At 49.2% G+C, this 22902-nt stretch carries 22 protein-coding genes and 1 pseudogene; all 23 read right to left on the minus strand.

Going from position 1 to position 22902, the window contains the following annotated elements; translation table 11 throughout:
• Positions 1 to 22 precede the first annotated feature (22 nt).
• A complete protein-coding gene (locus ABGT54_RS07885) occupies positions 23 to 868 on the minus strand; it encodes a hypothetical protein (protein WP_346663584.1) in 846 nt (281 codons plus the stop codon).
• Positions 869 to 889: 21 nt separating this feature from the next.
• Positions 890 to 1300: a MerR family transcriptional regulator gene (locus ABGT54_RS07890; RefSeq protein WP_346663585.1), complete on the minus strand. Its 411-nt coding sequence runs from the start codon at positions 1298 to 1300 to the stop codon at positions 890 to 892.
• Positions 1301 to 1524: 224 nt separating this feature from the next.
• On the minus strand, positions 1525 to 3045 hold the full coding sequence (locus tag ABGT54_RS07895) for a 4Fe-4S dicluster domain-containing protein (protein ID WP_346663586.1): 1521 nt from the start codon (positions 3043 to 3045) through the stop codon (positions 1525 to 1527).
• Positions 3046 to 3121: 76 nt separating this feature from the next.
• On the minus strand, positions 3122 to 4129 hold the full coding sequence (gene asnA / locus ABGT54_RS07900) for an aspartate--ammonia ligase (RefSeq protein ID WP_346663587.1): 1008 nt from the start codon (positions 4127 to 4129) through the stop codon (positions 3122 to 3124).
• Positions 4130 to 4153: 24 nt separating this feature from the next.
• Positions 4154 to 6541 carry a homocysteine S-methyltransferase family protein gene (locus tag ABGT54_RS07905; protein ID WP_346663588.1) on the minus strand — a complete coding sequence of 796 codons (2388 nt, stop codon included), beginning with the start codon at positions 6539 to 6541 and terminating at the stop codon, positions 4154 to 4156.
• Positions 6535 to 7191 (minus strand): Vitamin B12 dependent methionine synthase activation subunit, encoded by a 657-nt coding sequence (locus tag ABGT54_RS07910; RefSeq protein ID WP_346663589.1) that lies wholly within the window; start codon positions 7189 to 7191, stop codon positions 6535 to 6537. The genes ABGT54_RS07905 and ABGT54_RS07910 overlap by 7 nt, the downstream gene beginning before the upstream one ends.
• Positions 7192 to 7201: 10 nt before the next feature.
• Positions 7202 to 8080 (minus strand): methylenetetrahydrofolate reductase [NAD(P)H], encoded by an 879-nt coding sequence (gene metF / locus ABGT54_RS07915; RefSeq protein WP_346663590.1) that lies wholly within the window; start codon positions 8078 to 8080, stop codon positions 7202 to 7204.
• A gap of 24 nt (positions 8081 to 8104) precedes the next feature.
• A pseudogene (gene glgA, locus ABGT54_RS07920) lies at positions 8105 to 9542 on the minus strand (glycogen synthase GlgA).
• 64 nt (positions 9543 to 9606) lie between these two features.
• Positions 9607 to 10392, minus strand: coding sequence for a sporulation transcription factor Spo0A (gene spo0A, locus ABGT54_RS07925; RefSeq protein ID WP_346663591.1), 786 nt, complete (start codon positions 10390 to 10392; stop codon positions 9607 to 9609).
• Between the two features lie 120 nt (positions 10393 to 10512).
• Positions 10513 to 10749, minus strand: coding sequence for a SpoIVB peptidase S55 domain-containing protein (locus ABGT54_RS07930; protein ID WP_346663963.1), 237 nt, complete (start codon positions 10747 to 10749; stop codon positions 10513 to 10515).
• A gap of 1 nt (position 10750) precedes the next feature.
• Positions 10751 to 11584: a SpoIVB peptidase S55 domain-containing protein gene (locus ABGT54_RS07935; RefSeq protein ID WP_346663592.1), complete on the minus strand. Its 834-nt coding sequence runs from the start codon at positions 11582 to 11584 to the stop codon at positions 10751 to 10753.
• Between the two features lie 75 nt (positions 11585 to 11659).
• Entirely contained in the window at positions 11660 to 13354 is a 1695-nt protein-coding gene (gene recN, locus ABGT54_RS07940) for a DNA repair protein RecN (RefSeq protein WP_346663593.1), read from the minus strand.
• A gap of 8 nt (positions 13355 to 13362) precedes the next feature.
• A complete protein-coding gene (gene argR / locus ABGT54_RS07945) occupies positions 13363 to 13809 on the minus strand; it encodes an arginine repressor (RefSeq protein WP_346663594.1) in 447 nt (148 codons plus the stop codon).
• Between the two features lie 19 nt (positions 13810 to 13828).
• Entirely contained in the window at positions 13829 to 14662 is an 834-nt protein-coding gene (locus tag ABGT54_RS07950; protein ID WP_346663595.1) for an NAD(+)/NADH kinase, read from the minus strand.
• Positions 14663 to 14680: 18 nt separating this feature from the next.
• Positions 14681 to 15487, minus strand: a complete 807-nt coding sequence (locus ABGT54_RS07955; RefSeq protein ID WP_346663596.1) for a TlyA family RNA methyltransferase — start codon at positions 15485 to 15487, stop codon at positions 14681 to 14683.
• Positions 15487 to 17361, minus strand: coding sequence for a 1-deoxy-D-xylulose-5-phosphate synthase (gene dxs, locus ABGT54_RS07960; protein WP_346663597.1), 1875 nt, complete (start codon positions 17359 to 17361; stop codon positions 15487 to 15489). The genes ABGT54_RS07955 and dxs overlap by 1 nt, the downstream gene beginning before the upstream one ends.
• A 12-nt stretch (positions 17362 to 17373) precedes the next feature.
• Positions 17374 to 18276 carry a polyprenyl synthetase family protein gene (locus ABGT54_RS07965; protein WP_346663598.1) on the minus strand — a complete coding sequence of 301 codons (903 nt, stop codon included), beginning with the start codon at positions 18274 to 18276 and terminating at the stop codon, positions 17374 to 17376.
• On the minus strand, positions 18260 to 18481 hold the full coding sequence (gene xseB, locus ABGT54_RS07970; RefSeq protein ID WP_346663599.1) for an exodeoxyribonuclease VII small subunit: 222 nt from the start codon (positions 18479 to 18481) through the stop codon (positions 18260 to 18262). The genes ABGT54_RS07965 and xseB overlap by 17 nt, the downstream gene beginning before the upstream one ends.
• On the minus strand, positions 18465 to 19685 hold the full coding sequence (gene xseA, locus ABGT54_RS07975) for an exodeoxyribonuclease VII large subunit (protein WP_346663600.1): 1221 nt from the start codon (positions 19683 to 19685) through the stop codon (positions 18465 to 18467). Before xseA ends, xseB begins: the two co-directional genes overlap by 17 nt.
• Positions 19686 to 19698: 13 nt before the next feature.
• Positions 19699 to 20097: a transcription antitermination factor NusB gene (gene nusB, locus ABGT54_RS07980; protein ID WP_346663601.1), complete on the minus strand. Its 399-nt coding sequence runs from the start codon at positions 20095 to 20097 to the stop codon at positions 19699 to 19701.
• Positions 20098 to 20481, minus strand: a complete 384-nt coding sequence (locus ABGT54_RS07985; RefSeq protein ID WP_346663602.1) for an Asp23/Gls24 family envelope stress response protein — start codon at positions 20479 to 20481, stop codon at positions 20098 to 20100. It abuts the gene before it with no gap.
• Positions 20482 to 20553: 72 nt separating this feature from the next.
• Complete coding sequence (locus tag ABGT54_RS07990; RefSeq protein WP_346663603.1) at positions 20554 to 22155, minus strand: peptide chain release factor 3; 1602 nt, start codon at positions 22153 to 22155, stop codon at positions 20554 to 20556.
• Positions 22156 to 22243: 88 nt separating this feature from the next.
• Positions 22244 to 22897: a SpoIIIAH-like family protein gene (locus tag ABGT54_RS07995; RefSeq protein ID WP_346663604.1), complete on the minus strand. Its 654-nt coding sequence runs from the start codon at positions 22895 to 22897 to the stop codon at positions 22244 to 22246.
• Between the last annotated feature and the right edge of the window lie 5 nt (positions 22898 to 22902).

Raw genomic sequence — 22902 nt, forward strand, 5'->3', positions numbered from 1 at the left:
CTTATGCAACAGCCCTCTTCCCTTACTCTTCCACTAATGACAGATGTAGTTCTACTTCTTCTATATTCTGATTTTCGGTAAGATTATCATATTCTTCTCCATTACTGTCTTTTTGCAATGTGAAGTTTATTTCTGTATTAGGAGCAATATTTTGTTCTGTAACTTTGTATTTTTTTAGTTGCTCTTCATCTGTGGGATCAATATAGCTCCCGTCGTCCGGAATCAGCACAAACTTAACAGTTGCCGCGCCGTAAGCATCCCGGAAGTCTCCGGCTAAAGACAAATATCCGCATTCCTCCAGATTTCTCCCGACATAATCCCTGATATAATATGTATATGCATCCGGAGCTGTTTGGATTGGAGTCAGCGTTATTTCCGTATCGTCTGTGTTTCCGACTTCTTTCACATAGAGTAATATTTCCTCCACTGTCTGACTGGAAATCAGCCCATTCTCATCATTCCCTTCTTCATCTTTTTGGAATGTGTATTTTATTTCCGTATTGGGTTCTAAATTTTGCGCCGCCACATAATACTTTTTTAATTCATCTTCATTCTCAATGTCAATATACTTCCCGCTTTGATTGATCAGAGCCAGTTCGATATATCCCTCGCCATAATGATCCATCCTGTCTCCGCCCAGAGACGTATATCCAAATGATGCCAGATTTTTCCCCACATAATCTTTCACATACCAGGTATATTTATCTGGTGACGTTTTAATGGTTACTTCTTCATGTTTGGATATCGCATTCTTCGTCTTTGATTCTTTTCCATTCTTTTCTGCATCATCTTGATTTACATTCTGATTGCAGGCCGTCATCAATAATACCATGATAAATGCCAGGATCAACGTATACTTTTTCTTCATCTTTTTATTCTCCTCTGTCCTTTATTTTATAAACTTTTCATGGATAATTCTCTTTATTTCTTCTATTCTGTCCACATAGGTCATCCCCTCCTCCTGATTCGGCTTTTCCGGCATCCCCCGATTTTTCACCATGGATATAAATGCAGTCTGGACTTCCAGTTCTGACATCTGGCTTCGGATTCTTTCTTTTTGCTCATCCATTTTCTGTTTTCTTTGTTCTTCTGGAAGAGACAATAGCTGTTTAATCTCCCGCAGTTCAAAATCCATCTCTTTGTAGATCAAAATCTCCCATATCCGTTCCAGATCCGAATCTCTGTACAGCCGGTAATTCTGTGAAGATCGTTCTAACGGAAGCAGTCCTTCATCATCATAATACTGCAGCGTCCTCCTGCTCACTCCTGCCAGCCTGCTTACATCATTTGTCTTTTTCATTACGGCCTTTCCTTTCTCCGCATACAGAAAGCATACGCTATCACGCTTCCGTAATAGCAATACTCTTTTGCGGTACAACCTGTTTTTTGTGTCGTGAAAGGCCATGTAAATTTCGCGAATGACAGACAAAAAAATCCCGGTTGTCCCAAAATGATTTTTTGGACAACCGGGATTTTCTCCTGAAGTCTTACTTTATTCTATATTCTATTGCCAGAGTATGCGGATTAATCCAGCTCAATCTCTTCCAGCTCTTTGGGCGGGATCTGTCTGGAGGACGCTTTCACAAAGTCCTTAATCTTCTTCTGAGCCTTTGCAACCGGAATATTGGTTCCCGCGCCGGCCACACAGCCGCCGGGGCAGCCCATGCCTTCAATGAGGCATCCGTTCATTTTGCCTGCCTTGGCAAGAGCCAGTACTTTCTTACACTCTGCCAGACCTTCTGCATGCTCGATGTTTACTTCCACATCCGGATAATACTCGCGGATACATTTGTCAATGGCTTCCGCCACGCCGCCGGCCACCGCATAGCCTCTTCCGGCTCCGGTCGCGTCATGGAAGGAGGATTCTGCCTCGTACTTGGTCAGGTCAATATCTTTGGCGTCAAACATCGCCTGCAATTCTTCAAAAGTAATGACAAAGTCCACGTCGCTGCGGACGGTTCTTCTCATGGCTTCCAGTTTCTTTGCGGCGCAGGGCCCGATGAATACCACCTTGGCATTGGGATGCTGCTGCTTGATGGTGCGGGCTGTCGCCACCATAGGCGTCAGTTCCTGAGACACCTCATCCACCAGATCCGGGAAGTATTTCTTTGCCAGCATCGCCCAGGAGGGGCAGCAGGAAGTCAGGAGGAAGGGAAGTTCCCCTGTGGTTACTTTTTCCACATAGTGGTGCGCTTCCGCGATCGCGCCGATGTCTGCGCCAAGTGCTACTTCATAGAACGCGGAAAAGCCCATTTCCTCCAGAGCCGCTTTCAGATTCCTGGGGGTGATATTATCTCCAAACTGTCCGTAAAATGCGGGAGCGATCTCCGCAACAATTTCCTCTCCTTCGCTCAAGGCTCTTGCAAGCTGGAAGATCTGAGACTTATCAGAAATAGCGCCAAAGGGGCAGTTTACCATACACATTCCACAAGACACACATTTGTCCGGATCCACATAAGCCCGTCCCATCTTATCGGAAGTGATGGCGCCGACTCCGCAGGCCTGGGCGCAGGGGCGCTCCTTCTTTGCAATGGCGTCATAAGGGCAGACAGATTTACACTTTCCGCACTTGATACATTTGGACTGATCAATATAGGATTTCCCCTTTACCATGGAAATCGCTCCTTTTGGGCAGACTTCCATACAGGGATGAGCCAGACATCCTTTACACATATTGCTGACTTCGTAGCCCTTTTCCTCGCAGGCCTCACAGGCAGACGGGATCACCTGCATCAGCGGCGGCTCGTAATATTTATCGGAAATATTGCTTGCCTCCATTCCTGCTGTCAGATGAACAGGCTTATCCTCCGGCCGCAGAGAAAGTCCCATGGCAAGTCTCAGTCTTTCGCTTAAGACTGCCCGCGCCCGGTATACGCTTTCCCGGTACCGTTTTTCATCATTGACCATCCGGTAGGGGATCGCCTCCACCTCGTCATTGAGCGTCTCTGCAAAGTTTTCCTCATTGGCGCGGAAGCCAAGTCTTGCGACCTCTTCAAAGACCTTCCTTCTTAATTTTCTTACTGTGGTATCCAAACCTCTTACCATCGTATGCTCTCCTTTGTCTTGTTTTTATACTCATACTATGGACAGGCTGTCCTGTCTCTATGTATTTTACCCTGTTTTACAGCAAAATGATATGGTGTTTTTTGCAGGTTTCCCGCATCTCTTCCGGCCAGATGCTTGCCTGTACCTCGCCGATATGGGCTCTGTCCAGAAGCAGCATGCAAAGTCTGGACTGGCCGATGCCGCCGCCGATAGTATAGGGAAGTTCCCCGTTTAACAGCATCTTATGATAAGGAAGTGCTTTCCTGTCTTCACAGCCTGCTTTCTTCAGCTGCTCTTCCAGGGACTTTTCGTCCACGCGGATTCCCATACTGGAAATCTCCAGCGCACATCCAAGCGTATCATACCAGAACAGGATGTCTCCGTTCAGTTCCCAGTCATCATAGTCCGGCGCCCGCCCGTCGTGGGGCTTTCCACTCTTTAACTTGTCGCCGATCTTCATCAGGAACACACAGCCGTATTCTTTGGTGATCAGATTTTCCCGTTCTTTTGGCGTATGATTTGGATATCGGTCTTCCAGTTCCTGAGTCGTGATAAAAGCCACTTTATCCGGAAGCTTTTTCACTGCATGCGGGTATTTGTACCACACTTCATGTTCCATATGTTTGATGATCTTAAACAGCGTCTTTACCGTTTCCTTCAATACTTCTTCGGTACGCTCCTCTTTTGTGATCACCTTCTCCCAGTCCCACTGGTCCACATAGCAGGAATGAAGGTTATCCAGCTCTTCATCTCTGCGGATCGCGTTCATATTGGTGTACAGACCTTCTCCCGGCTGAAATCCATACTCATGCAGAGCCATTCTCTTCCATTTTGCCAGGGAATGTACCACTTCCATGGTTTCTCCTTCAATGGCCGCCATATCAAACTGCACCGGACGCTCCACGCCGTTCAGATCGTCATTGAGGCCGCTGCTTTTTGCCACAAAGAGCGGAGCGGAAATCCTCTCCAGATTCATTTCTTTTCCCAGTTCCTTCTGAAAGGTATCCCGGATATATTTGATCGCTTCCTGTGTGGTCCGCACATCCAGTCTCGGATCATACGCATTTGGTATTACAAGTCCCATCTTTCCTCTCCTCCTTGTTGTTATTTACTTTTTGTGAAAAACTTCCTGTGCATAATAGACGGACTGCATGGCGTCTTTTCCATAAAAATCCGCGCCGATCATATCCGCATATTCCTGGTTCATCACCGCGCCTCCTACCATGACTTTGCAGTCCGGTTTCTCCCGGCGCAGCAGGCGGATCGTCTCCTCCATACTGGCGACCGTTGTGGTCATCAGAGCGCTTAAACCCACCAGTTTCACATCTTCCTCCACCGCCGCTTTTACGATCACTTCCGCAGGCACATCCTTTCCCAGATCGCGCACATCAAAGCTGTAATTTTCCAGCAACACTTTTACGATATTCTTTCCGATATCATGAATATCCCCTTTTACAGTTGCCAGGATTACCACCGGCCGTTCTTTTGCTTCTCTTTCCTGATCGGAGAACGCATTTTTCAGAACCCCAAATGCACTTTTGGCCGCATCCGCGCTCATCAGAAGCTGTGGGAGAAATACCGTTCCTTGTTCAAATCCTTTTCCTACCCGGTCGAGTGCCGGGATCAGATACTGATTGATGATGTGCAAAGGATCCATCTTTCCAAGCAGCTCTTCTGCGCCTTTGGAAGCTTCTTCCTTCAGACCTCTTTCAATGGCTGTCTGCAGATCCATTGCGCGGCCTTCTTTTCTGGCTTCACAGACATCTGCATTCCCGTATGCTTTGATATAGGAAGCAAAGTTTGGATCCTGACCGGTAAGCGCCCGGAAAGAATGGTAAGCGCGCATCATATCGTCGGACATGGGATTGATGATCCCTGCGTCAAGTCCCGCCTGCATCGCCATAATATAAAAGCCTGCATTTAACGCAGCCCTTGCGGGAAGTCCGAAAGATACGTTGGATACGCCAAGCACAGTAGCCACTCCGTACTGTTCTTTGACGCCCCTCAGGGCCTCCAGCGTTACAAGCGCACTGTGTTTATCAGAACTTACGGTCATGGTCAGCACATCGATCACAATATCTTTTCTCCGGATCCCGTATTTTTCCGCTTCCGCTATGATCTTCCCGGCGATCTGGATCCTGCCTTCTGCCGAATCCGGGATCCCCGATTCATCCAGGGTAAGCCCCACGACAACGCCGCCATATTTCCGGATCAGTGGAAATACCTGATCCATGGACTCCTGTTTGCCACTGACCGAATTGACCATGGGCTTACCATTGTAAATACGCATGGCCGCTTCCATGGCTTTTCCATCCACCGTATCAATCTGCAGCGGAAGACTGGTGACACTCTGAAGCTTTTCTACGACCTCTTTCATCATGGAAACTTCATCAATATCCGGAAGTCCTACATTCACATCCAGAATATGGGCTCCTCTGTCCTGTTGTTCAATCCCTTCTTTCAGAAGATAGTCCAGATCCCGTTCCTTTAACGCCTGCTTCAGCCGCTTTTTCCCGGTGGGATTGATCCGTTCCCCGATGATCACCGGCGTCTTCCCGAGGATTACTGCTTTTCCGTAAGATGACACCACCGTTTCCTCTTCTGTGTCAACCTGTGACACCTCTCTTCGACCGATCCGCTTTGTCATCTGCCGGATATGTGCCGGTGTGGTGCCACAGCATCCGCCGATCACAGCGGCGCCGTCTCCCACGATCCTTTCCATCACTTCCGCAAAATCCTCCGGCGTCACATCGTAGTAAACTTCACCGTCCCTTTGCCTGGGAAGTCCCGCATTGGGTTTTACGATCACCGGCAGCGAAGTATGACGCACAATTTCCTGAAAAATGGGCAACATCTGTTCCGGCCCCAGACCACAGTTAATACCAAGCGCATCCACCCCGAGACCTTCCAGCATAGCCATGGCAGAACGTACGTCTGCGCCTGTCAGCAACCGTCCCTTTTCATCAAAGATCATCGTCGCAAATACCGGAAGGGCAGTCTGTTCCTTCGCTGCCAGCACTGCCGCTTTCATCTCATAGGTATCGCTCATGGTCTCAATATGGATCAGATCTGCTCCTGCCGCCTCACCCCATCGCATCACCTGTGCAAATGCCTGATAGGCCTCTTCAAAACCCAGATCTCCCAGCGGTTTTAAAAGTCTCCCGGTTGGTCCGATGTCCAGGGCAGTGTATACTTCCCTGTCATCATGAACACCCAGATAAGCCGCTTCCTTTACATGGATCACCGCAGCCGTCACAATATCTTCCAGATCATATTCTGAATCATGAAACTTCAGCGCATTGGCGCCAAAAGTATTGGTCAGCACAATATCGCTGCCCGCCTCAAAATAACTGCGGTGGATATCGATCACCTCTTCCATATGCGTAAGGTTCCACGTCTCCGGCAATTCGCCGGCTTTCAGGCCCTTTTCCTGAAGAAGCGTCCCCATCCCTCCGTCAAAATACAACACTTCTTTTCCCAGTCGTTCTTTTAGCATTCTCCCGTATTCCTCCGATAGATACAGTCTTTCTTTTCACATTCCTCACAGCCGCTTCCCGGACATGCAAGATCGGTTCCTCCGATACCGATCACTGCCGTCACGGACTTGGATGGCGTCAACATATATCCGTCTGTCATGGTAAGTCCGATCTTCCTTGGCGCATCCAGCATCCGAAGGATCTGTTTCTGACACAGGACGGAAAAATCTCCATATCCCGGGCTGAATCTCGGCCGCAGATACCATCCTTTTTCCTTCATTTCTCTGCCAAACTCTTCCTGCCATCCGTCCAGATATTCTTCCAGCAGTGCTGCGGCGCAAGCCTGCATAACGGCAGCCCTTGCCATTTCTGTAAGAGCAGCCCGCCTGATCTGAAGATCCACCTGTCCGCCAAGCGTAGCCCCTAAAAGGACCACTTTCTCACATCCCCGCAGGTTGCGGAAAAGATGACGGCTGTCGATCCGGTAATCATCAATAAAAACCTGTCCGTCATCCGGCGTATGTAAGTCAAAAATGCGATAGACGATTCGTTTATCCGCCGCTTCCGAAAGCTCCAGAAAGGAGCTTTCGACCAGGGCAAGAGTTTCCTCATCTACCGCATGGTTTCCATACCCCAAATAACGAACAGCCTCTCCTGTTCTTTTGTCCATACGAGTATCCCTATTCTTCTTCCATTTTTACAATATGTGAAAGATTATTCATAATCGCTTCCGCCACTTCCGGCTTATTCATCGAATACACATGCACATGATTGACTCCATTGGCAAAAAGATCGATGATCTGATCGGTGGCGTATGCGATCCCTGCCTGCTGCATGGCCTGCTGGTCATCTCCAAATCTGTCTACTACAGCAAGGAACCGCTGCGGAAGCATAGTCCCGGACAAAAAGCCGATCCTCTTGATCTGCTTTGCGCTGGTGACGGGCATGATTCCCGGCACTACCGGAACTGTGATCCCCTTTTCCCGGATCCTGTACAGGAAATTATACAAGATTGCATTGTCAAAAAACATTTGTGTAGTCAGGAAATCCACACCGCAGTCTACCTTATGCTTTAAGTGGATAATGTCGTCCGCCTTGTGTTCTGTCTCTACATGCCCTTCCGGATAGCAGGCAGCGCCGATGCAAAAATCCCCCAGCCCTTTGATCTCTGTGATCAGCTCACTGGCATACCGGTAATGATTGGGCAAAGGAAAATCCGTGTCCTGCGGAATATCCCCCCGCAGAGCCAGCACATTCTCAATCCCCTGCTCTTTCAGCTCCTCCACCACTTTATGTACCATATCTCTGGTAGACGATACACAGGTCAGATGGGCAAGACTCGTAACTCCCATATCGTGCTTCAGATGAGAAGCAATCTTCACCGTATTTTTACTGGTGCCGCCGCCGGCTCCGTAAGTCACACTGATGTAAGACGGATGAAGTCCGGCGATCTGATCTGCCGCCCGCACCACGCTGTCAAATCCCGCATCTGTCTTTGGCGGGAATATCTCAAAAGAAATGTGCGGCTGACTGCTCTTTAATATCTCTTTTATCTTCATAAGTCTTCTCCTTGAAATCAGGGTTTACATATTATCATATAAATCTTCGTACTGTTTTGCAGAATTGCCCCAGGAGAAGTCTTTTTGCATACCTCTTTCTGCAATCTTATTCCAGTCTCTCTTCTTGTCATAGAAGATCCGCTCCGCATAACGTACTGTACCAAGCATTTCATGGGCGTTATAATTCATAAAGGAAAAACCGGTCCCCGTTTTCTCGTATTCATTGTATGGTTCCACAGTATCCTTCAGTCCTCCGGTCTCACGGACGATCGGCACCGTTCCGTAACGCAGACTCATCAGCTGGCTTAAGCCGCAGGGCTCAAACAAAGAGGGCATCAGGAAAGCGTCGCTGCCCGCATAGATCTTGTGAGACATGGCCTCAGAATAATAAATATTTGCAGATACCTTTCCCGGATATTTCCATGCAAAATGCCGGAACATATTCTCATACTGTTCTTCTCCGGTTCCAAGCGCCACAATCTGTACTGCGTCCTGGCACAACTCGTCCATTACATAAGCCACCAGATCAAAGCCCTTCTGATCCGTCAGTCTGGACACGATCCCGATCATCATCACCTTGTTGTCCTGATCCAGATTCAGCTCTTTCTGAAGCGCCAGCTTGTTCTTTACTTTTTCCTTGCGGAAACTTTCCACATCGTAATTCTTTTCAATATATTTATCCGTTGCCGGATTGTAATCTTCATAGTCAATTCCATTGACAATCCCGGACAGACAGTTGGAACGGGCGTTCATCAGGCCGTCCAGCTTTTCCCCGTAAAAGGGCATCTTAATCTCTTCCGCATAAGTATGACTTACCGTAGTGATACGGTCTGCATAAACCATACCGCCCTTCAGGTAATTGGCGTCCTTGTATGCTTCCAGTTTATCCGGAACAAAATAATACTGGGGAAGTCCGGTGATATCTCTCACCCGCTTGGTATCCCAGATGCCCTGGAACTTCAGGTTATGGATCGTCATAATGGTCTTGATCCCCCTGTAATATTCATTGCCATAGCGGAAGTTGTCAAGGAATACCGGGATCAGTCCGGTCTGCCAGTCGTGACAGTGGATGATGTCCGGCCGGAAATCGATCAGCGGCAGGGAACTTAAAACCGCCTTGGAGAAAAACGCAAATTTTTCAATATCTGCATACATCTCTCCATATGGCGCAAAACCATTGAAATAATATTCATTGTCGATGAAATAAAACAGAATTCCATCATATTCCAGTTCCAGGATCCCTACATACTGTTTTCTCCAGTTCAGATCCATGTAAAAATGCGTGCGGTATGTCAGTTTATCCTTCCACTCCTGCTTCATGCACATATATTTTTGGCAGCATCACCCGCACATCATACTTTTCTTTATCAAAATACTTCGGAAGGGAACCGACAACGTCTGCCAACCCTCCTGTCTTAATAAAAGGTACTGATTCAGAAGCTGCAAATAGTATTTTTTTCATGGCTTTTCCTCCCAACCTCGCGATATACATCTATTATATCCTATTTTTTATCAGAAGAAAAGCATTAGTTTTTCGTTTCTAACCGGATCGTATCTGCGATCAGCGCAATAAATTCCGAATTCGTCGGTTTTCCTTTTCCGTTACTGACCGTATACCCAAACAAATGGTCCAGTGTATCCAGCTTTCCCCGGCTCCAGGCCACTTCGATGGCGTGCCGGATCGCCCGTTCCACCCGGCTTGCCGTAGTCTGATGCATCTTGGCCACTGTCGGATACAGTACTTTGGTGATAGCGTTCAGGACATCCATATCCTCCACCGCCATCATGATCGCGTCCCGCAGATAATGGTATCCTTTGATATGGGCAGGGATCCCGATCTCATGGATCATATCTGTCACCCGTGTTTCCAGATTTACTTTCGGATCTCTGGGCGCAAAATCTGCTGCTCCCGTTTCCATATGCCCGCTTCTTGCCGGCTGACCGGTCTGTTTGATCCGGCTGACGATCATATCGTTTTGAAACGGCTTTAAAATATAGTAATTTGCTCCTTTTTTGAAGGCATCTTCTGTAATCCTCTCCTGTCCTACTGCAGTGATCACAATAAATCCAGGCCTCTTTTTCAGATCTTTGTCCCGGCTTACCGTTTCCATCACACTAAGCCCGTCCATCTTCGGCATGATCAGGTCCAAAAGAACCACATCCGGCTGTTTTTCCCGGATCAGACGGTACGCATCCTCTCCGTTATTGGCTTTTCCCACCAGCCGGAGTTCTTTATCGCTTTCAACGATTTCGCCAAGCAGATCCAGTATTCGCTCATTGTCGTCGGCGATTGCCACGCTTATTTCGCCCATTTTGCCTTATGCCTCCTTCTCCTTACATCAAAAACCGTCGAGATAAATTATATAGTTCTGCCAATGGCAAAGCAAGAAATTGCTGTCGGGGGGGGAAAGCAGGAACAATTCTCGACATTTTCAGGGGGAGTCGACATTTTCCAACATCTCATCAATAAAGATCCCATACCCTTTCGCCGCGTCCTTTACAAAGACGTGCGTAACCGCTCCCACCAGCTTTCCATCCTGGATAATGGGGCTTCCGCTCATTCCCTGCACGATTCCTCCCGTGGCCTCCAGCAATGCTTCATCTGTCACTTCCAGCTCCAGACCTTTGTTGCATTCCCTGGCATATTTGTCAACTTTTGTAATACGGATCTTATATTCTTGTTACCTCCCCTTCCACTCCACAGCGGATTACAGCCTCACCTTCCCGGATCTCTTCCTTTTTGGCTGTCCGCAGGGGTGTCTGGTCGCTAAAAAGTGCATCAATCCGGTCAATTTTTCCATAGATGCCATCTTCTGTATTTTTTATAATACTCCCCAGGACATTGTAGTTGTTGTAGACAATTATCCCCTCCATACCGCCCGGCTCCCCGCTTTTTCCTTTCTGTACGTCCCGGATACTGGTCTCATAAACCCTTCCACCGGAAGTCTCAAACAGCAATCCGGTATCCACATCGTGAATGCCATGCCCCAGAGCCCCAAACCGGCTGTCTCCATCGAGAAATGTGATCGTCCCAAGGCCCTGGGCATTGTCTCTCACCCAGATCCCCAGCTTATAATTTCTCTCCTTATCCAGGACTGCACTGGTCCGGACATCAATGGTTCCATCTCCCCTCTTTAATGTCAGCACCACCTCTTCACTCTCCAGTTCTTCTACCTCATGAATGAGCCCGGATTTGTCCTTTACTTTTGTCCCATTCACCGCAAGGATATAATCCCCGGGGCTGACCAGATTTCTGGAAGGTTCTCTGGCGATTCCGTCCGTCCCGCAGATTGCCTCTGTCCCCAGCACCATCACTCCTTCTGTTTCCATATAAATGCCAATAGGCATGCCTCCGGGGATCACCAGCTCCTCATCTCCGGCTCCGGCGCTCACCTCACGGCGGAACGCTTCCTGTCTTCCGCGGATCAGCTCATAACTTCCGCCTACCGCCAGGATAAACACCACCCACATGATCAGAATTCTTTGACACCAGTATTTTTTCATTTTTCATCCCTCACAAAAAAAGATAGATGTCATTGTTTCCGACATCTATCTTAGTATGTGAATCTTTTTTGATTTTTACCCGGCATTTCGGAGTTCATTTTTCTTCTGGACAGCCAGCGCTTTCATTTCTGAAGCGCTCTCCATGACTTTATCTGTGATCTTTGCTCCGCCCAGGATCCGGGCAAGCTCTTCAACAGAACCCTCCTCGCTCAAAGGCGCGATCGATGTTCTTGTCTCGCCATTTTCCACCGACTTTTCAATTCTGAAATGATGATCCGCCATGGCCGCGATCTGCGCCAGATGCGTAATGCAGATTACCTGATGGACGCTTCCGATCAGCGCCATCTTTTCAGATACCTTCTGTGCGGTCCTTCCACTGATCCCTACATCGATCTCATCAAAGATCAGAGTTTCGATCTCATCTTTTTTTGCCATCACTGTCTTAATAGCCAGCATGATCCTGGACAATTCTCCGCCGGACGCCACTTCCGACAGCGGCCTTGCCGGCTGGCCGGGATTCATGGAGATCCTAAATTCAATCTCATCTGTCCCCTCTTCTGTATACTCTTTTGTCTCCTCAAAGTGGATCTCAAAGCGAACCTTTTCAAAATTCAGTTCCCGAAGACCGTCTTCAATCTCTTTTTCCAGAAGCAGGGCCTGCTTTTTCCGAAGTCCGGACAGTCTGCCCGAAGCGCTGACAAGCTCTTTTTCGGCTTCTTCCAGCCGAATCCGCAGATCCTCCAGATACCGGTCATAGTCCTGAAGGACTTCGATCCTCTCTTCCCGTTGTTTCAGATATTCCAGGATCTCCGGGATCTGATTCCCATATTTGGTCTTTAAACGATTGATCTCATTCAACCGGCTTTCTGTCTCGTAAAACTCTTCTTCTGAAAACTCACAGCTTTTCTGATACTCGGAAAGATCCCGGTTAAAATCATTCAATAAACTGTCAATCTGAGTCAGCTGACTTAGGATCGCATCAGCCTCCTCGTCATACTGGGAGGCATCAGACAGCGCGCGGATCGCACGGCTTAGCGCGTCGCTTGCATTGCCAGGTCCCAGGCTGGTATAATGATAAGCCTCTTCGATCCCTTCTGAAATCTTTTTTGCCGCATTCATCTTCCTGTAAAGGCTTTCTAATTCCTCGTCCTCTCCAGGCCTTAAATCCGCATTCCGGATCTCCTCTGCCTCAAACTTCAGGAAATCCAGTTCTTTTGCTCTTCCCGCCTCGTCCAGCACTGATTCCTGCCACTCTTTTTTCAGTTTCTGATACTTTCGGAAGGATTCTTTTGTACGCTGCTTTTCTTCCGCGATCACGTCTTTTGCGTAGGCATCCGTGATCCCCAGATGATTTTTCTTATACAGCAACGACTGATGCTCATGCTGGCCATGGATGTCAATCAGCACGCAGGCCGCTTCTTTCAAAACAGCGATGGACACCGTCTCTCCGTTGATCCTGCTGATGCTTTTCCCGGGCATCAGCCTCCGGGACAACGTAACCATCCCCTCCTCTGGAAAAATGTCCAGATCTTTTAACCGCTGAATCTGTGCTTCTCCTTCCAGCTGAAAAGTAATTTCCACCAGCCCGTAATCTGCTCCCGGTCTTAGGATTTCTTTGTGATATCTGGCGCCCAGCGCAAGATTGACCGATCCCAGGATGATCGACTTTCCGGCTCCGGTCTCGCCGGTCAGGATATTCAACCCGTCCTGGAACTCCACTTCAATCTCATCAATCAGAGCCAGATTTTTCACATGTAAATACTGTAACATCCTTCCTCCTATACGATCCTGCTGATCTTATCCATCACTTTCACCGTATCTTCCGCACTCCGGATGGCGCACATAATGGTATCGTCTCCGGCAATGCACCCTACCACTTCCTGCCATTTCATGGCGTCCAGAGCAGCTGCCACTGCCATGGCCATTCCTGCCACGGTCTTGATCACCAGGATATTCTGCGCCATATCCATGGAAACATATCCGTCTTTCAGGACGCGCATATACTTTTCATTGATGCCGTTTTCCGTCCCCTGGTGAACTGCGTAGCGCTGTCTGCCGTTTTCTGCCGGGATCTTGGTAAGCTTCAGATCACGGATGTCTCTGGAAACCGTAGCCTGAGTCACCTTAAACCCTTCCTTTGTCAGATAATCCGCAAGCTCCTCCTGGGTTTCGATATGATATTTATGAATCAGTTCGATGATTTTTGCATGTCTGTTTACTTTCATATATAATATCCCCTTTTCGTTAATTCCCCTTCATCTTTCTTCGCAGGGTTTCCAGAAAGCTGACCTTACTTAGCTTCACAAATTTGGTTGAGGCATTGGCCTTGCGGATCTTCACCCATTCTCCGGTTCTTAATGTCCTTGCGTCCGCCCCGTCAAAACTTACGGATGCCTCTTCTATGACGCCACCCCGTCCCATGCCGATCTCTACGGTGATCTCATCTTCCGGGGACAGCACGATACTGCTGGTGTTCAATGCATGAGAACAGATTGGCGTAATGACGATCAGAGAAGCCGTAGGTTCTACGATCGGCCCTCCTGCCGACAGATTATAGGCCGTAGATCCGGTTGGAGTAGAGATAATAATCCCGTCCGCCTCATAAGAATTCAGCAGAGAACCGTTGACATAAAGATGAAAATGAATCACATGAGGTTCTCCCTTCCGGCTCACCACAATGTCATTCAGTGCCACATCGCTTCTCTGTTCTTCAAAGGTTCCTTCCAGCATCATCCGCTCTTCCAGCTCATAGTTTCCCTCCGCGATCTTGCGGACTGCCTCCTCGATATGCGTAACCTCTACTTCCGTCAGATATCCCAAAGTTCCCATATTGATCCCCAACACCGGGACATCCCGCTTCCAGAAGCCCCTTGCCACTTCGATCAGGCTGCCGTCCCCGCCGATCACCACGGCGCAGTCCAGATCCCCGGGTATGGAATCTCTGATAATTTTTTTCTTTTCATCCTTCCTGCAAAGTGTACAGGTTTTCCCCTCCTGCTCCAACAGGCGACGAACTTTCGCGGTCACCTGATGGTCCACGTCTTTCCCGTCGTTTGTCACAATCAAAAAATGATCCATAATATCTGTTCCTTCTGTCTATTTTGCCAGCGTCTCAAATGCAAGGTCTACTGTTTCCGCCTGCCTGTCTGTATCTACCTGGGATCCTGGCCGGTCTGTTTTTTCAAGATGAACCAGGTACTCTATATTTCCTTCCGGGCCTTTGATCGGAGAAAATTCCAGGCCGCGGACCAAAAATCCGATCTCCACCGCATAGTCGATGACTTTTGCGATCACTTCCCGGTGCGTACTTTTTTCGCGCACCACGCCCTTTTTTCCCACTTTTTCTCTGCCAGCCTCAAACTGCGGCTTGATCAGAGCCACAACCTGTCCCGTCGGTGTCAGATAATCCCGAATCGGGGAAAGCACCTTGGTCAGTGAGATAAAAGACACGTCAATGGAGGAAAAATCTACCGGTTCTCCCAGATCCTCCGGCGTCACATAACGGATATTCGTCTTTTCCATACACACGACCCGGGGATCCTGCCGCAGCTTCCAGTCCAGTTGTCCCCTTCCCACATCTATGGCAAATACCTTTCTGGCGCCGTTTTGCAGCATACAGTCCGTAAATCCTCCGGTAGAAGATCCCACATCCGTGCACACCTTTCCCTCTACACTCACGTCAAAGTTTTTCATTGCCTTTTCCAGCTTCAGGCCGCCCCGGCTGACATAGGGCAGTGCATGCCCGCGGACTTCGATCGACACATTCTCCGGAAAAGATGTGCCTGCTTTATCTTCTCTTTGTCCGTCTACAAATACATTTCCAGACATAATAATTGCCTTTGCCTTCTCCCGGGAAGCAGCCAAATTTCTTTTTACCAATAAAACATCCAATCGTTCTTTCATCATCTCTCCTGTCCTGCCCGAACCGCTTCCAGAATATGCTCTGCCACAGATGCCGCGTCGATGCCCGCCGCCTGACGCAGAACGGCTACGCTTCCGTGTTCAATGTAAGCATCCGGCAATGCCTGGATCAGTACTCTTGCAGGCAGTTGTTCTCTGCACACAAAGGCGGACACTCTCTGCCCGTATCCTCCGGCTTCTATATTTTCTTCCAGCGTAACGATCCATTCATGATCTTTTGCCAGCTCCCGGATCATCGCTTCATCCACGGGTTTTACAAACCTTGCGTTCACAAGGGTGCAGTTAAGGCCTTTTTCTTTTAAGATCTCCCGTACCTTCAGCGCCTCCTCAAACATATGTCCTACGCTCAAAAGAGCGATTCCTTCTTCCCGCAGGATCATCTCACTTTTTCCATAAGAAACCGGGGCCCGGTACTCCTGTCCGCCGTCAAAGGCAGTCCCCCTCGGATAACGAATGGCCACCGGCCCCTCATAGTCCAGTGCAAATCGCAACATATCTGCCAGCTCCCACTTGTGCTTGGGAGCCATCACTGTCAGGTTCGGCACACTGCCAAGATAGGACAGGTCAAAAATCCCCTGGTGGGTCTCCCCGTCGCTTCCCACCAGTCCCGCACGATCTACGGCAAACACAACCGGAAGATTCTGCAGCGCCACATCGTGAATGATCTGATCGTATCCACGCTGGAGAAAAGAAGAATAAACGGCAAACACCGGCTTCATCCCCCCGGCCGCAAGCCCGGCCGCAAAGGTAACGGCATGTTCTTCTGCAATCCCCACATCAAAGAAGCGCTCCGGATAACGTCTGGCAAACCGTTTCAGTCCGGTCCCGTCTGCCATGGCCGCCGTCACAGCGATGATCCTGTCATTTTTAGCCGCGCAGTCGCACAGTACCTTACCAAACACATCCGTATAGGTGTCCTTTTTCTTCTCTTCCAGGATCTCCCCGGTCTGCACCTGAAACGGTCCGACGCCATGGAATTTATCAGGCTGTTCTTCTGCCGGCCTGTATCCTTTTCCTTTTTTTGTCATCACATGGACCAGTACCGGTCCTTCCACCCGCTCTGCCTCCCGGAAGGCCCGGCAAAGAAGGGACAGATTGTGTCCCGGGATCGGCCCCAGATAAGTGATTCCCATATCTTCAAAAAACATCCCCGGCACCACCAGCTGTTTGATGCTGCTCTTGGTCTTCCGGATCTGGCTGATCATATGGTCTCCCACCACAGGCACCGTATGAAGCGCATTGGTAACTCCTTTTTTCAGCCCTGTATAGATATCTGCCGTCCGCAGCCTTGCAAGGTAGGCGGACATCCCGCCCACATTTTCAGAGATGGACATGTGATTGTCGTTTAAGACAATGATATAATTCGTCTTTAATGCCGCCGCATTGTTCAGCGCCTCATAGGCCATTCCTCCGGTCATGGCGCCGTCTCCGATCACCGAAACCACATGGTAGTCCTCTCCTCTCAAATCCCGGGCGCGCACATATCCAAGCCCCGCGGAAATAGAGGTAGAACTGTGCCCGGTATCAAAAGCGTCACAGGGACTTTCCTTGCGTTTGGGAAACCCGCTCATACCGCCATACTTTCTAAGATCATCAAACCCTTCCCTCCGGCCGGTCAGAAGCTTGTGTGTATAGGACTGATGTCCCACATCCCAGATGATTTTATCCTCCGGCAGATCAAAGATCAGATGCATGGCCATGGTCAGTTCCACCACGCCCAGATTGGAGGCAAGATGTCCGCCTGTCATACTGACCTTTTCCAGAAGGAATTCCCGGATCTCGCCTGGAAGCTTTTCAAGTTCTTCTTCTGAAAGTTTCTTGATATCGTTTGCTTTTTGTATCTTATCTAATACCATAGACAGCCCTCTCTATCTGTCTCTGTGAATCAGCGCAAGCAGCAGCTGTTCCAGAAAATCATGTTCTCCCGGCAGCTGACGGAGCAAGGAGACCGCCTCGGCAGACCGCTCTTTTACGATCCGGCCGCACGCCTCGATCCCCATCAGTGTCACATAGGTACTCTTTTCATTTTTTTCATCGCTTCCGACCGGTTTTCCCAGCGTCTCACTGGTACTGGTCACATCCAGAATATCGTCCTGGATCTGAAATGCCACGCCCACGTTGCGGGCTATCTGCTCGGTTTTTCTTACTTCTTCCTCAGTTGCTCCGCCCAGGATGGCGCCAATCATCATGGCTGCCTCAATAAGCGCAGCTGTCTTCAGCTCGTAGATGGTATCCAGAACCTCTCTTGGCACAGCATGTCCGGTTTCCTTAACATCGACCACCTGTCCGCCGATCATCCCGTAGATCCCCGCCTTTCTCCCCAGAACCTGCAGAGCCTTCCCGATGGTCAGGCTCTCAGCGGGAGCAAGGTCAAAGGCACGGAAAGCAGTCTCAAATGCGTAATTCAAAAGAGCGTCGCCTGCCAGGATCCCCATATCTTCTCCATATACCACATGGGTGGTTTTTCTGCCTCTTCGATATTCATCATTATCCATAGCCGGCAGATCATCATGGACCAGAGAATAAGTATGGATCATTTCCAACGCCGCCATAAATACCGGAAGCGCCCGGGACTGTCTGGGAAACAGAGCGCATACTTCCTGCATCAGAAGCGGTCTTAAGCGCTTTCCGCCTGCCATCAGACTGTAGCTCATAGCTTCCATGATCATCTCCTGACGGCCTTCCGGCTCTGGCAGGTACTGCCTGAGTATATCTTCTACCGCCTGTACTTTCTCCTTCATCTGCACTTGAAAATCACATTTCAAACTCATGGGCTTCTCCTTTTTCATCTAAGACCAGCATTTTCTTTTCTACCTGGTCAATGGTGTCGTTACATTTTTTTAACAAATCCATTCCCCTGCGGTACATGGCAAAGGAATCTTCCAGAGACAGATCTTCCGTCTCCATCCTGGCCACCGTCTGATCCAGAGCGGCAAACATCTCTTCGAGAGATTCCTTTTTATCTGTTTTCCCCATGATTTTCCTCCTTCATCCCCGTTGCCACAGCAAGGATTTCCCCGTCCGTCACGCAGATGGACAGCGTATCGCCTCGCTTTACATCCCTGATACTCCGGATTCCCTTTCCACTGTCTCCTCTCACATAAGCGTACCCCTGATTCAGCTTCTCTATAGGAGACAATCCTTTCATTTTCTCAATATAGAGCGCCAGACGGTGTCTTGCATCGCGCATCTTTTCCTCCATGGCGCCGCGCAGTCTGTCTTCACACTCCACCGCCCGCTGCCGCTGTTCCTGAAGTCTGGTCCTTGGATGCAGAGCCAGCAGGCGTGTCTGATGCTGTGCAAGACGCATCCTGTAAAACTTAAGCGTCTGTTCCTGCATTCTCCTTAGCTTCATCGACACCTCACGCATCCTGTCCCTGACCTGCCGGACGTCGTAGACCGCAAGTTCTGCGGCTGCAGAAGGCGTAGGCGCGCGCAGATCCGCCACATAGTCCGCGATGGTCGTATCCGTCTCATGCCCAACTGCAGAGATCACCGGAATCTGGCAGTCAAAAATGGCTCTGGCCACAGATTCCTCATTAAATGCCCACAGATCCTCTATCGAACCGCCGCCTCTTCCGACGATGATCACATCCACCTGTTTTTCTTCCAGGACCCGGATCCCCCGAACCACACTGTCCGCCGCCCCTTCTCCCTGTACCTTCGCAGGATAGAGGATCAGCTGCACATAAGGATTCCTTCTGCCCGCAATATTCATAATATCCCGGATCGCCGCTCCCGTAGGAGCGGTTACGATCCCTACCGACTTTACATAAGCCGGGATCGGTCTTTTATACTCCGGCGCAAACATTCCCATTTCTTCCAGGCTCTTTTTCAACGCCTGAAACTTCTCGTAAAGCGCCCCCTCTCCATCCAGCCGGATCTCTCTGGCATAGAGCTGATAGGAACCGCCTCTTTCATAGACACTGACAGAGCCAAACACAATGATCTGCTGTCCCTCGGCCAGACGAAAAGCGAGCCCGCCCCGCTGCCCCGCAAACATAACGCAGGCAATCGTTCCGGACTCGTCCTTTAACGAAAAATATATATGTCCTGATGTATGATACTTGCAATTGGAAACTTCACCTTTGACATAAATGCGGTTCAGCATATAATCCTGGGTGAACATGTTCTTAATGTAAGCATTTACCTGCTTTACCGTATATACATTTTTTATCATGACATCCCTCTGGTCAATCTGCAAGTTTCGCAAGCACACCGTTGACAAACGCCGGGCCTTCTTCACTGCTGTACTTCTTGGCAAGCTCTACAGCCTCGTTGATGGCCACTCCTGTAGGAACCGTATCATCCCACTTCATCTCATAAACGGCAAGCCGCAGGATCGTAAGATCCACCTTGTTCATTCGGCTGGTCTTCCACCCCTTTGTATGAGTGTTCAGCAATTCGTCAATGGCTTCGATCCGATCCGCTATCTTCTGTACTTTTGTCCTTACATATTCCCGCTCGGCGGCGTCCGCGTCCTCCATCTCTTCTGCATAAGACTTCACCTGCTCTGTGAAATCAGCCCCGGTACAAAATTCAATGCCGAACAGGATCTTAAATATCTGCTCCCGCAGTTCTGATCGCTTCACTTAATTTTCCTCCGGAACTTCCACGCCTGCCACACGGATATTCACATCCGCCACTTCCAGTCCGGTCATATTTTCAACGGCCGCCTTTACCTTCTCCTGTACTTTTGTGGTAATATCCTTAATGGCATAGCCATACTTCAGATTCAGGGATAAAGATACGGTCACAATGCCTTCCAGCACATCCACTTTTACCCCTTTGGAAAGAGACTTCATCCCCAGTTTGCTGATCAGCTCTCTGGTGGCATTTCCTGCCATGGACGCAACGCCTTCTACTTCCATAGCCGCCAGTCCTGCGATCATGGCAACCACTTCATCTGCAATCTTTACTTCGCCCAGGTTTTCATCCGCCTGGATCGTATATGTGCTTCTTTCCTCTTTACTCATAACTGGAAACCTCCTGTCTGGTTTAACACTTCTATACATTATAACAAATTAATCTGCGTTTGCCTAGACTCTTTACCGCCCAAATTCTGACAGTACCAGTCCCTCATTCCGCTCCTCTGTCATGCGGATGCTCCACTCATTTACAAATAAAAGCAGGGGACGTCCTTTTAAGTCTTTTACCTTTTTCATATCCGAAGTGCCGGTGATCTTTTCCACCTCTGTCCTGCTGCTCTCGATCCACCGGATATATTCATAGGGAAGGCTGTCCATCCGTATCTCTACATTATACTCATTTTCTAGCCTGTACTTTAACACGTCGAACTGCAGGACGCCCACCACGCCCACAATGATCTCTTCCATACCAGTGTGAAACTCCTGGAAGATCTGGATCGCCCCTTCCTGAGCAATCTGATTGATCCCTTTTACAAACTGCTTGCGCTTCATGGTATCTACCTGCCTTACCCTGGCAAAATGCTCCGGCGCAAACGTAGGGATCCCTTCATAGGCAAACCGGTCGGAAGACGTGGTCAGCGTATCTCCGATGGAAAAGATCCCCGGATCAAAAACGCCGATAATGTCCCCTCCATAAGCCTTATCAATCATCTTTCTTTCACTCGCCATCAGCTGCTGTGGCTGGGAAAGCCGCACCTTTTTTTGCCCCTGCATATGCCATACATCCATGCCGGCCTCAAATTCTCCGGAACAGATCCGCATAAATGCGATCCGGTCCCGGTGCGCCTTGTTCATGTTCGCCTGGATCTTAAAAACAAAAGCAGAAAAATCAGGCTCTGTCATGGGATCGATAAGACCGGCGTCAGACATCCTGGGAAGCGGAGGAGTCGTCATTTTCAGAAAATGTGTAAGAAAAGTTTCCACACCAAAATTCGTAAGGGCAGAGCCAAAAAACACCGGGGAAAGTTTTCCCTGGCTGACCAGTTCCTGGTCAAAAGCAGCGCCTGCCCCATCCTGCAGCTCAATCTCTTCCTCCAGCTGAAGTTTCTGCGAATCAGTGATCAGCCAGGATATCTCCGGATCGTTGATCGACACCTTTTTTACTTCTCCCTGTGTAGTTCCTTTCTGTGTTCCTGAAAAGATCTCCACCTGCTTCTCGGCCCGGTCATATACGCCGCGGAATTCCTTTCCGGAACCGATGGGCCAGTTGATGGGGCAGGTGGCGATCCCAAGCTCCTGTTCAATATCATCCAGAAGTTCAAAGGTATCCATGGCTTCCCGGTCCATCTTATTAATAAACGTAAAGATGGGAATATGACGCATGGTACATACTTTAAAAAGTTTACGGGTCTGGGCCTCTACGCCTTTGGACGCATCGATCACCATCACCGCCGAATCTGCGGCCATCAGCGTACGGTAGGTATCTTCCGAAAAGTCCTGATGCCCCGGAGTATCCAGGATGTTAATGCAGTAGCCTTCATAGTGAAACTGCAGAACGGAAGAGGTAACGGAAATTCCTCTCTCCTTTTCAATCTCCATCCAGTCGGATACCGCATGTCTTGCTGTCGCCTTTCCCTTCACGCTTCCCGCCTGGTTAATGGCTCCTCCGTACAACAGAAACTTTTCTGTCAGTGTCGTTTTCCCCGCATCCGGGTGTGAGATGATCGCAAATGTCCTGCGCTTTGCGATCTGCTGCTTTACTTCTTCCGAAATTTGTGACATATATGATACACTCCTGTTTATCTGTGATAGCTGTGTTTATGCGCTATTAGTCAGTATATCATACCTGTCTGGAATCCTCAAATCCTTTTTACGGATTCTCTTCCCTCTCGCTGTTCACCGGCGTGATCACCACATTCTGCGCCGGTACTCCGGTCTTTCTTGTGACGATATCCTCTATCTGTGCCAGGTCTGCTTCGTTTAACTGCGCTTCTGCGACCACCACATCCGCAGAATCTGCCGTCATACTCACAACTGCATCTGCAAATCCTTTAGACGCCAGAAGAGTCTCCGCCGCCGCTTCCTTCTCTGCATAGTCTGTCATGGCCACCATCTGATCCAGGGCGTCCTGCTTTTGTGCATCGCTTAGGTTTTCATTGTCAATAATGGCAAGCAGAGATTCTTTGTTCTGCGCCCGCACCTGCTCTCTTGTAACCTTTGCCTCTGCCACGATCCCTGCAATCTCGCCGCTGGTCAGTACTGCCTCTCCAGGCGTCCCTTCTACATTTCCGTCCTCGCCATCCTGTCCGGGCTCGTTGTCCTGGCTCTCGATATCCTCCGCAGAAGCCTCCAGATCCTCCTCGGAAATATCCAGAAGTTCCTGACTTGCAAGATCTGCGTTTGCCTCTTCTGTATCCGTTCCAGACGGAAAGATCCGGTCAGAAAAATTTAAGTATCCTGCTGCCGCGATCATGACAGCCAGCGCTGCAATGATGATCTGATTCTTTTTAAATAGCTTCTTCAATGTTT

This window comes from uncultured Merdimonas sp., from assembly GCF_963929015.1.
In the GTDB taxonomy this organism is placed as follows: Bacteria; Bacillota; Clostridia; order Lachnospirales; family Lachnospiraceae; genus Merdimonas.

What these genes read in the sequence shown, in the direction of transcription:
- ABGT54_RS07965 (WP_346663598.1), bottom strand. Translation starts at nt 18,276, where the DNA reads ATGAGTTTGAAATGTGATTTTCAAGTGCAGATGAAGGAGAAAGTACAG.
- ABGT54_RS07905 (WP_346663588.1), bottom strand. Translation starts at nt 6,541, where the DNA reads ATGCTAAAAGAACGACTGGGAAAAGAAGTGTTGTATTTTGACGGAGGG.
- dxs (WP_346663597.1), bottom strand. Translation starts at nt 17,361, where the DNA reads ATGGTATTAGATAAGATACAAAAAGCAAACGATATCAAGAAACTTTCA.
- ABGT54_RS07895 (WP_346663586.1), bottom strand. Translation starts at nt 3,045, where the DNA reads ATGGTAAGAGGTTTGGATACCACAGTAAGAAAATTAAGAAGGAAGGTC.
- asnA (WP_346663587.1), bottom strand. Translation starts at nt 4,129, where the DNA reads ATGGGACTTGTAATACCAAATGCGTATGATCCGAGACTGGATGTGCGG.
- ABGT54_RS07935 (WP_346663592.1), bottom strand. Translation starts at nt 11,584, where the DNA reads ATGAAAAAATACTGGTGTCAAAGAATTCTGATCATGTGGGTGGTGTTT.
- argR (WP_346663594.1), bottom strand. Translation starts at nt 13,809, where the DNA reads ATGAAAGTAAACAGACATGCAAAAATCATCGAACTGATTCATAAATAT.
- xseB (WP_346663599.1), bottom strand. Translation starts at nt 18,481, where the DNA reads ATGGGGAAAACAGATAAAAAGGAATCTCTCGAAGAGATGTTTGCCGCT.
- ABGT54_RS07890 (WP_346663585.1), bottom strand. Translation starts at nt 1,300, where the DNA reads ATGAAAAAGACAAATGATGTAAGCAGGCTGGCAGGAGTGAGCAGGAGG.
- spo0A (WP_346663591.1), bottom strand. Translation starts at nt 10,392, where the DNA reads ATGGGCGAAATAAGCGTGGCAATCGCCGACGACAATGAGCGAATACTG.
- recN (WP_346663593.1), bottom strand. Translation starts at nt 13,354, where the DNA reads ATGTTACAGTATTTACATGTGAAAAATCTGGCTCTGATTGATGAGATT.
- ABGT54_RS07985 (WP_346663602.1), bottom strand. Translation starts at nt 20,481, where the DNA reads ATGAGTAAAGAGGAAAGAAGCACATATACGATCCAGGCGGATGAAAAC.
- ABGT54_RS07950 (WP_346663595.1), bottom strand. Translation starts at nt 14,662, where the DNA reads ATGGATCATTTTTTGATTGTGACAAACGACGGGAAAGACGTGGACCAT.
- ABGT54_RS07910 (WP_346663589.1), bottom strand. Translation starts at nt 7,191, where the DNA reads ATGGACAAAAGAACAGGAGAGGCTGTTCGTTATTTGGGGTATGGAAAC.
- metF (WP_346663590.1), bottom strand. Translation starts at nt 8,080, where the DNA reads ATGAAGATAAAAGAGATATTAAAGAGCAGTCAGCCGCACATTTCTTTT.
- xseA (WP_346663600.1), bottom strand. Translation starts at nt 19,685, where the DNA reads ATGATAAAAAATGTATATACGGTAAAGCAGGTAAATGCTTACATTAAG.
- ABGT54_RS07955 (WP_346663596.1), bottom strand. Translation starts at nt 15,487, where the DNA reads ATGAAAGAACGATTGGATGTTTTATTGGTAAAAAGAAATTTGGCTGCT.
- ABGT54_RS07990 (WP_346663603.1), bottom strand. Translation starts at nt 22,155, where the DNA reads ATGTCACAAATTTCGGAAGAAGTAAAGCAGCAGATCGCAAAGCGCAGG.
- ABGT54_RS07885 (WP_346663584.1), bottom strand. Translation starts at nt 868, where the DNA reads ATGAAGAAAAAGTATACGTTGATCCTGGCATTTATCATGGTATTATTG.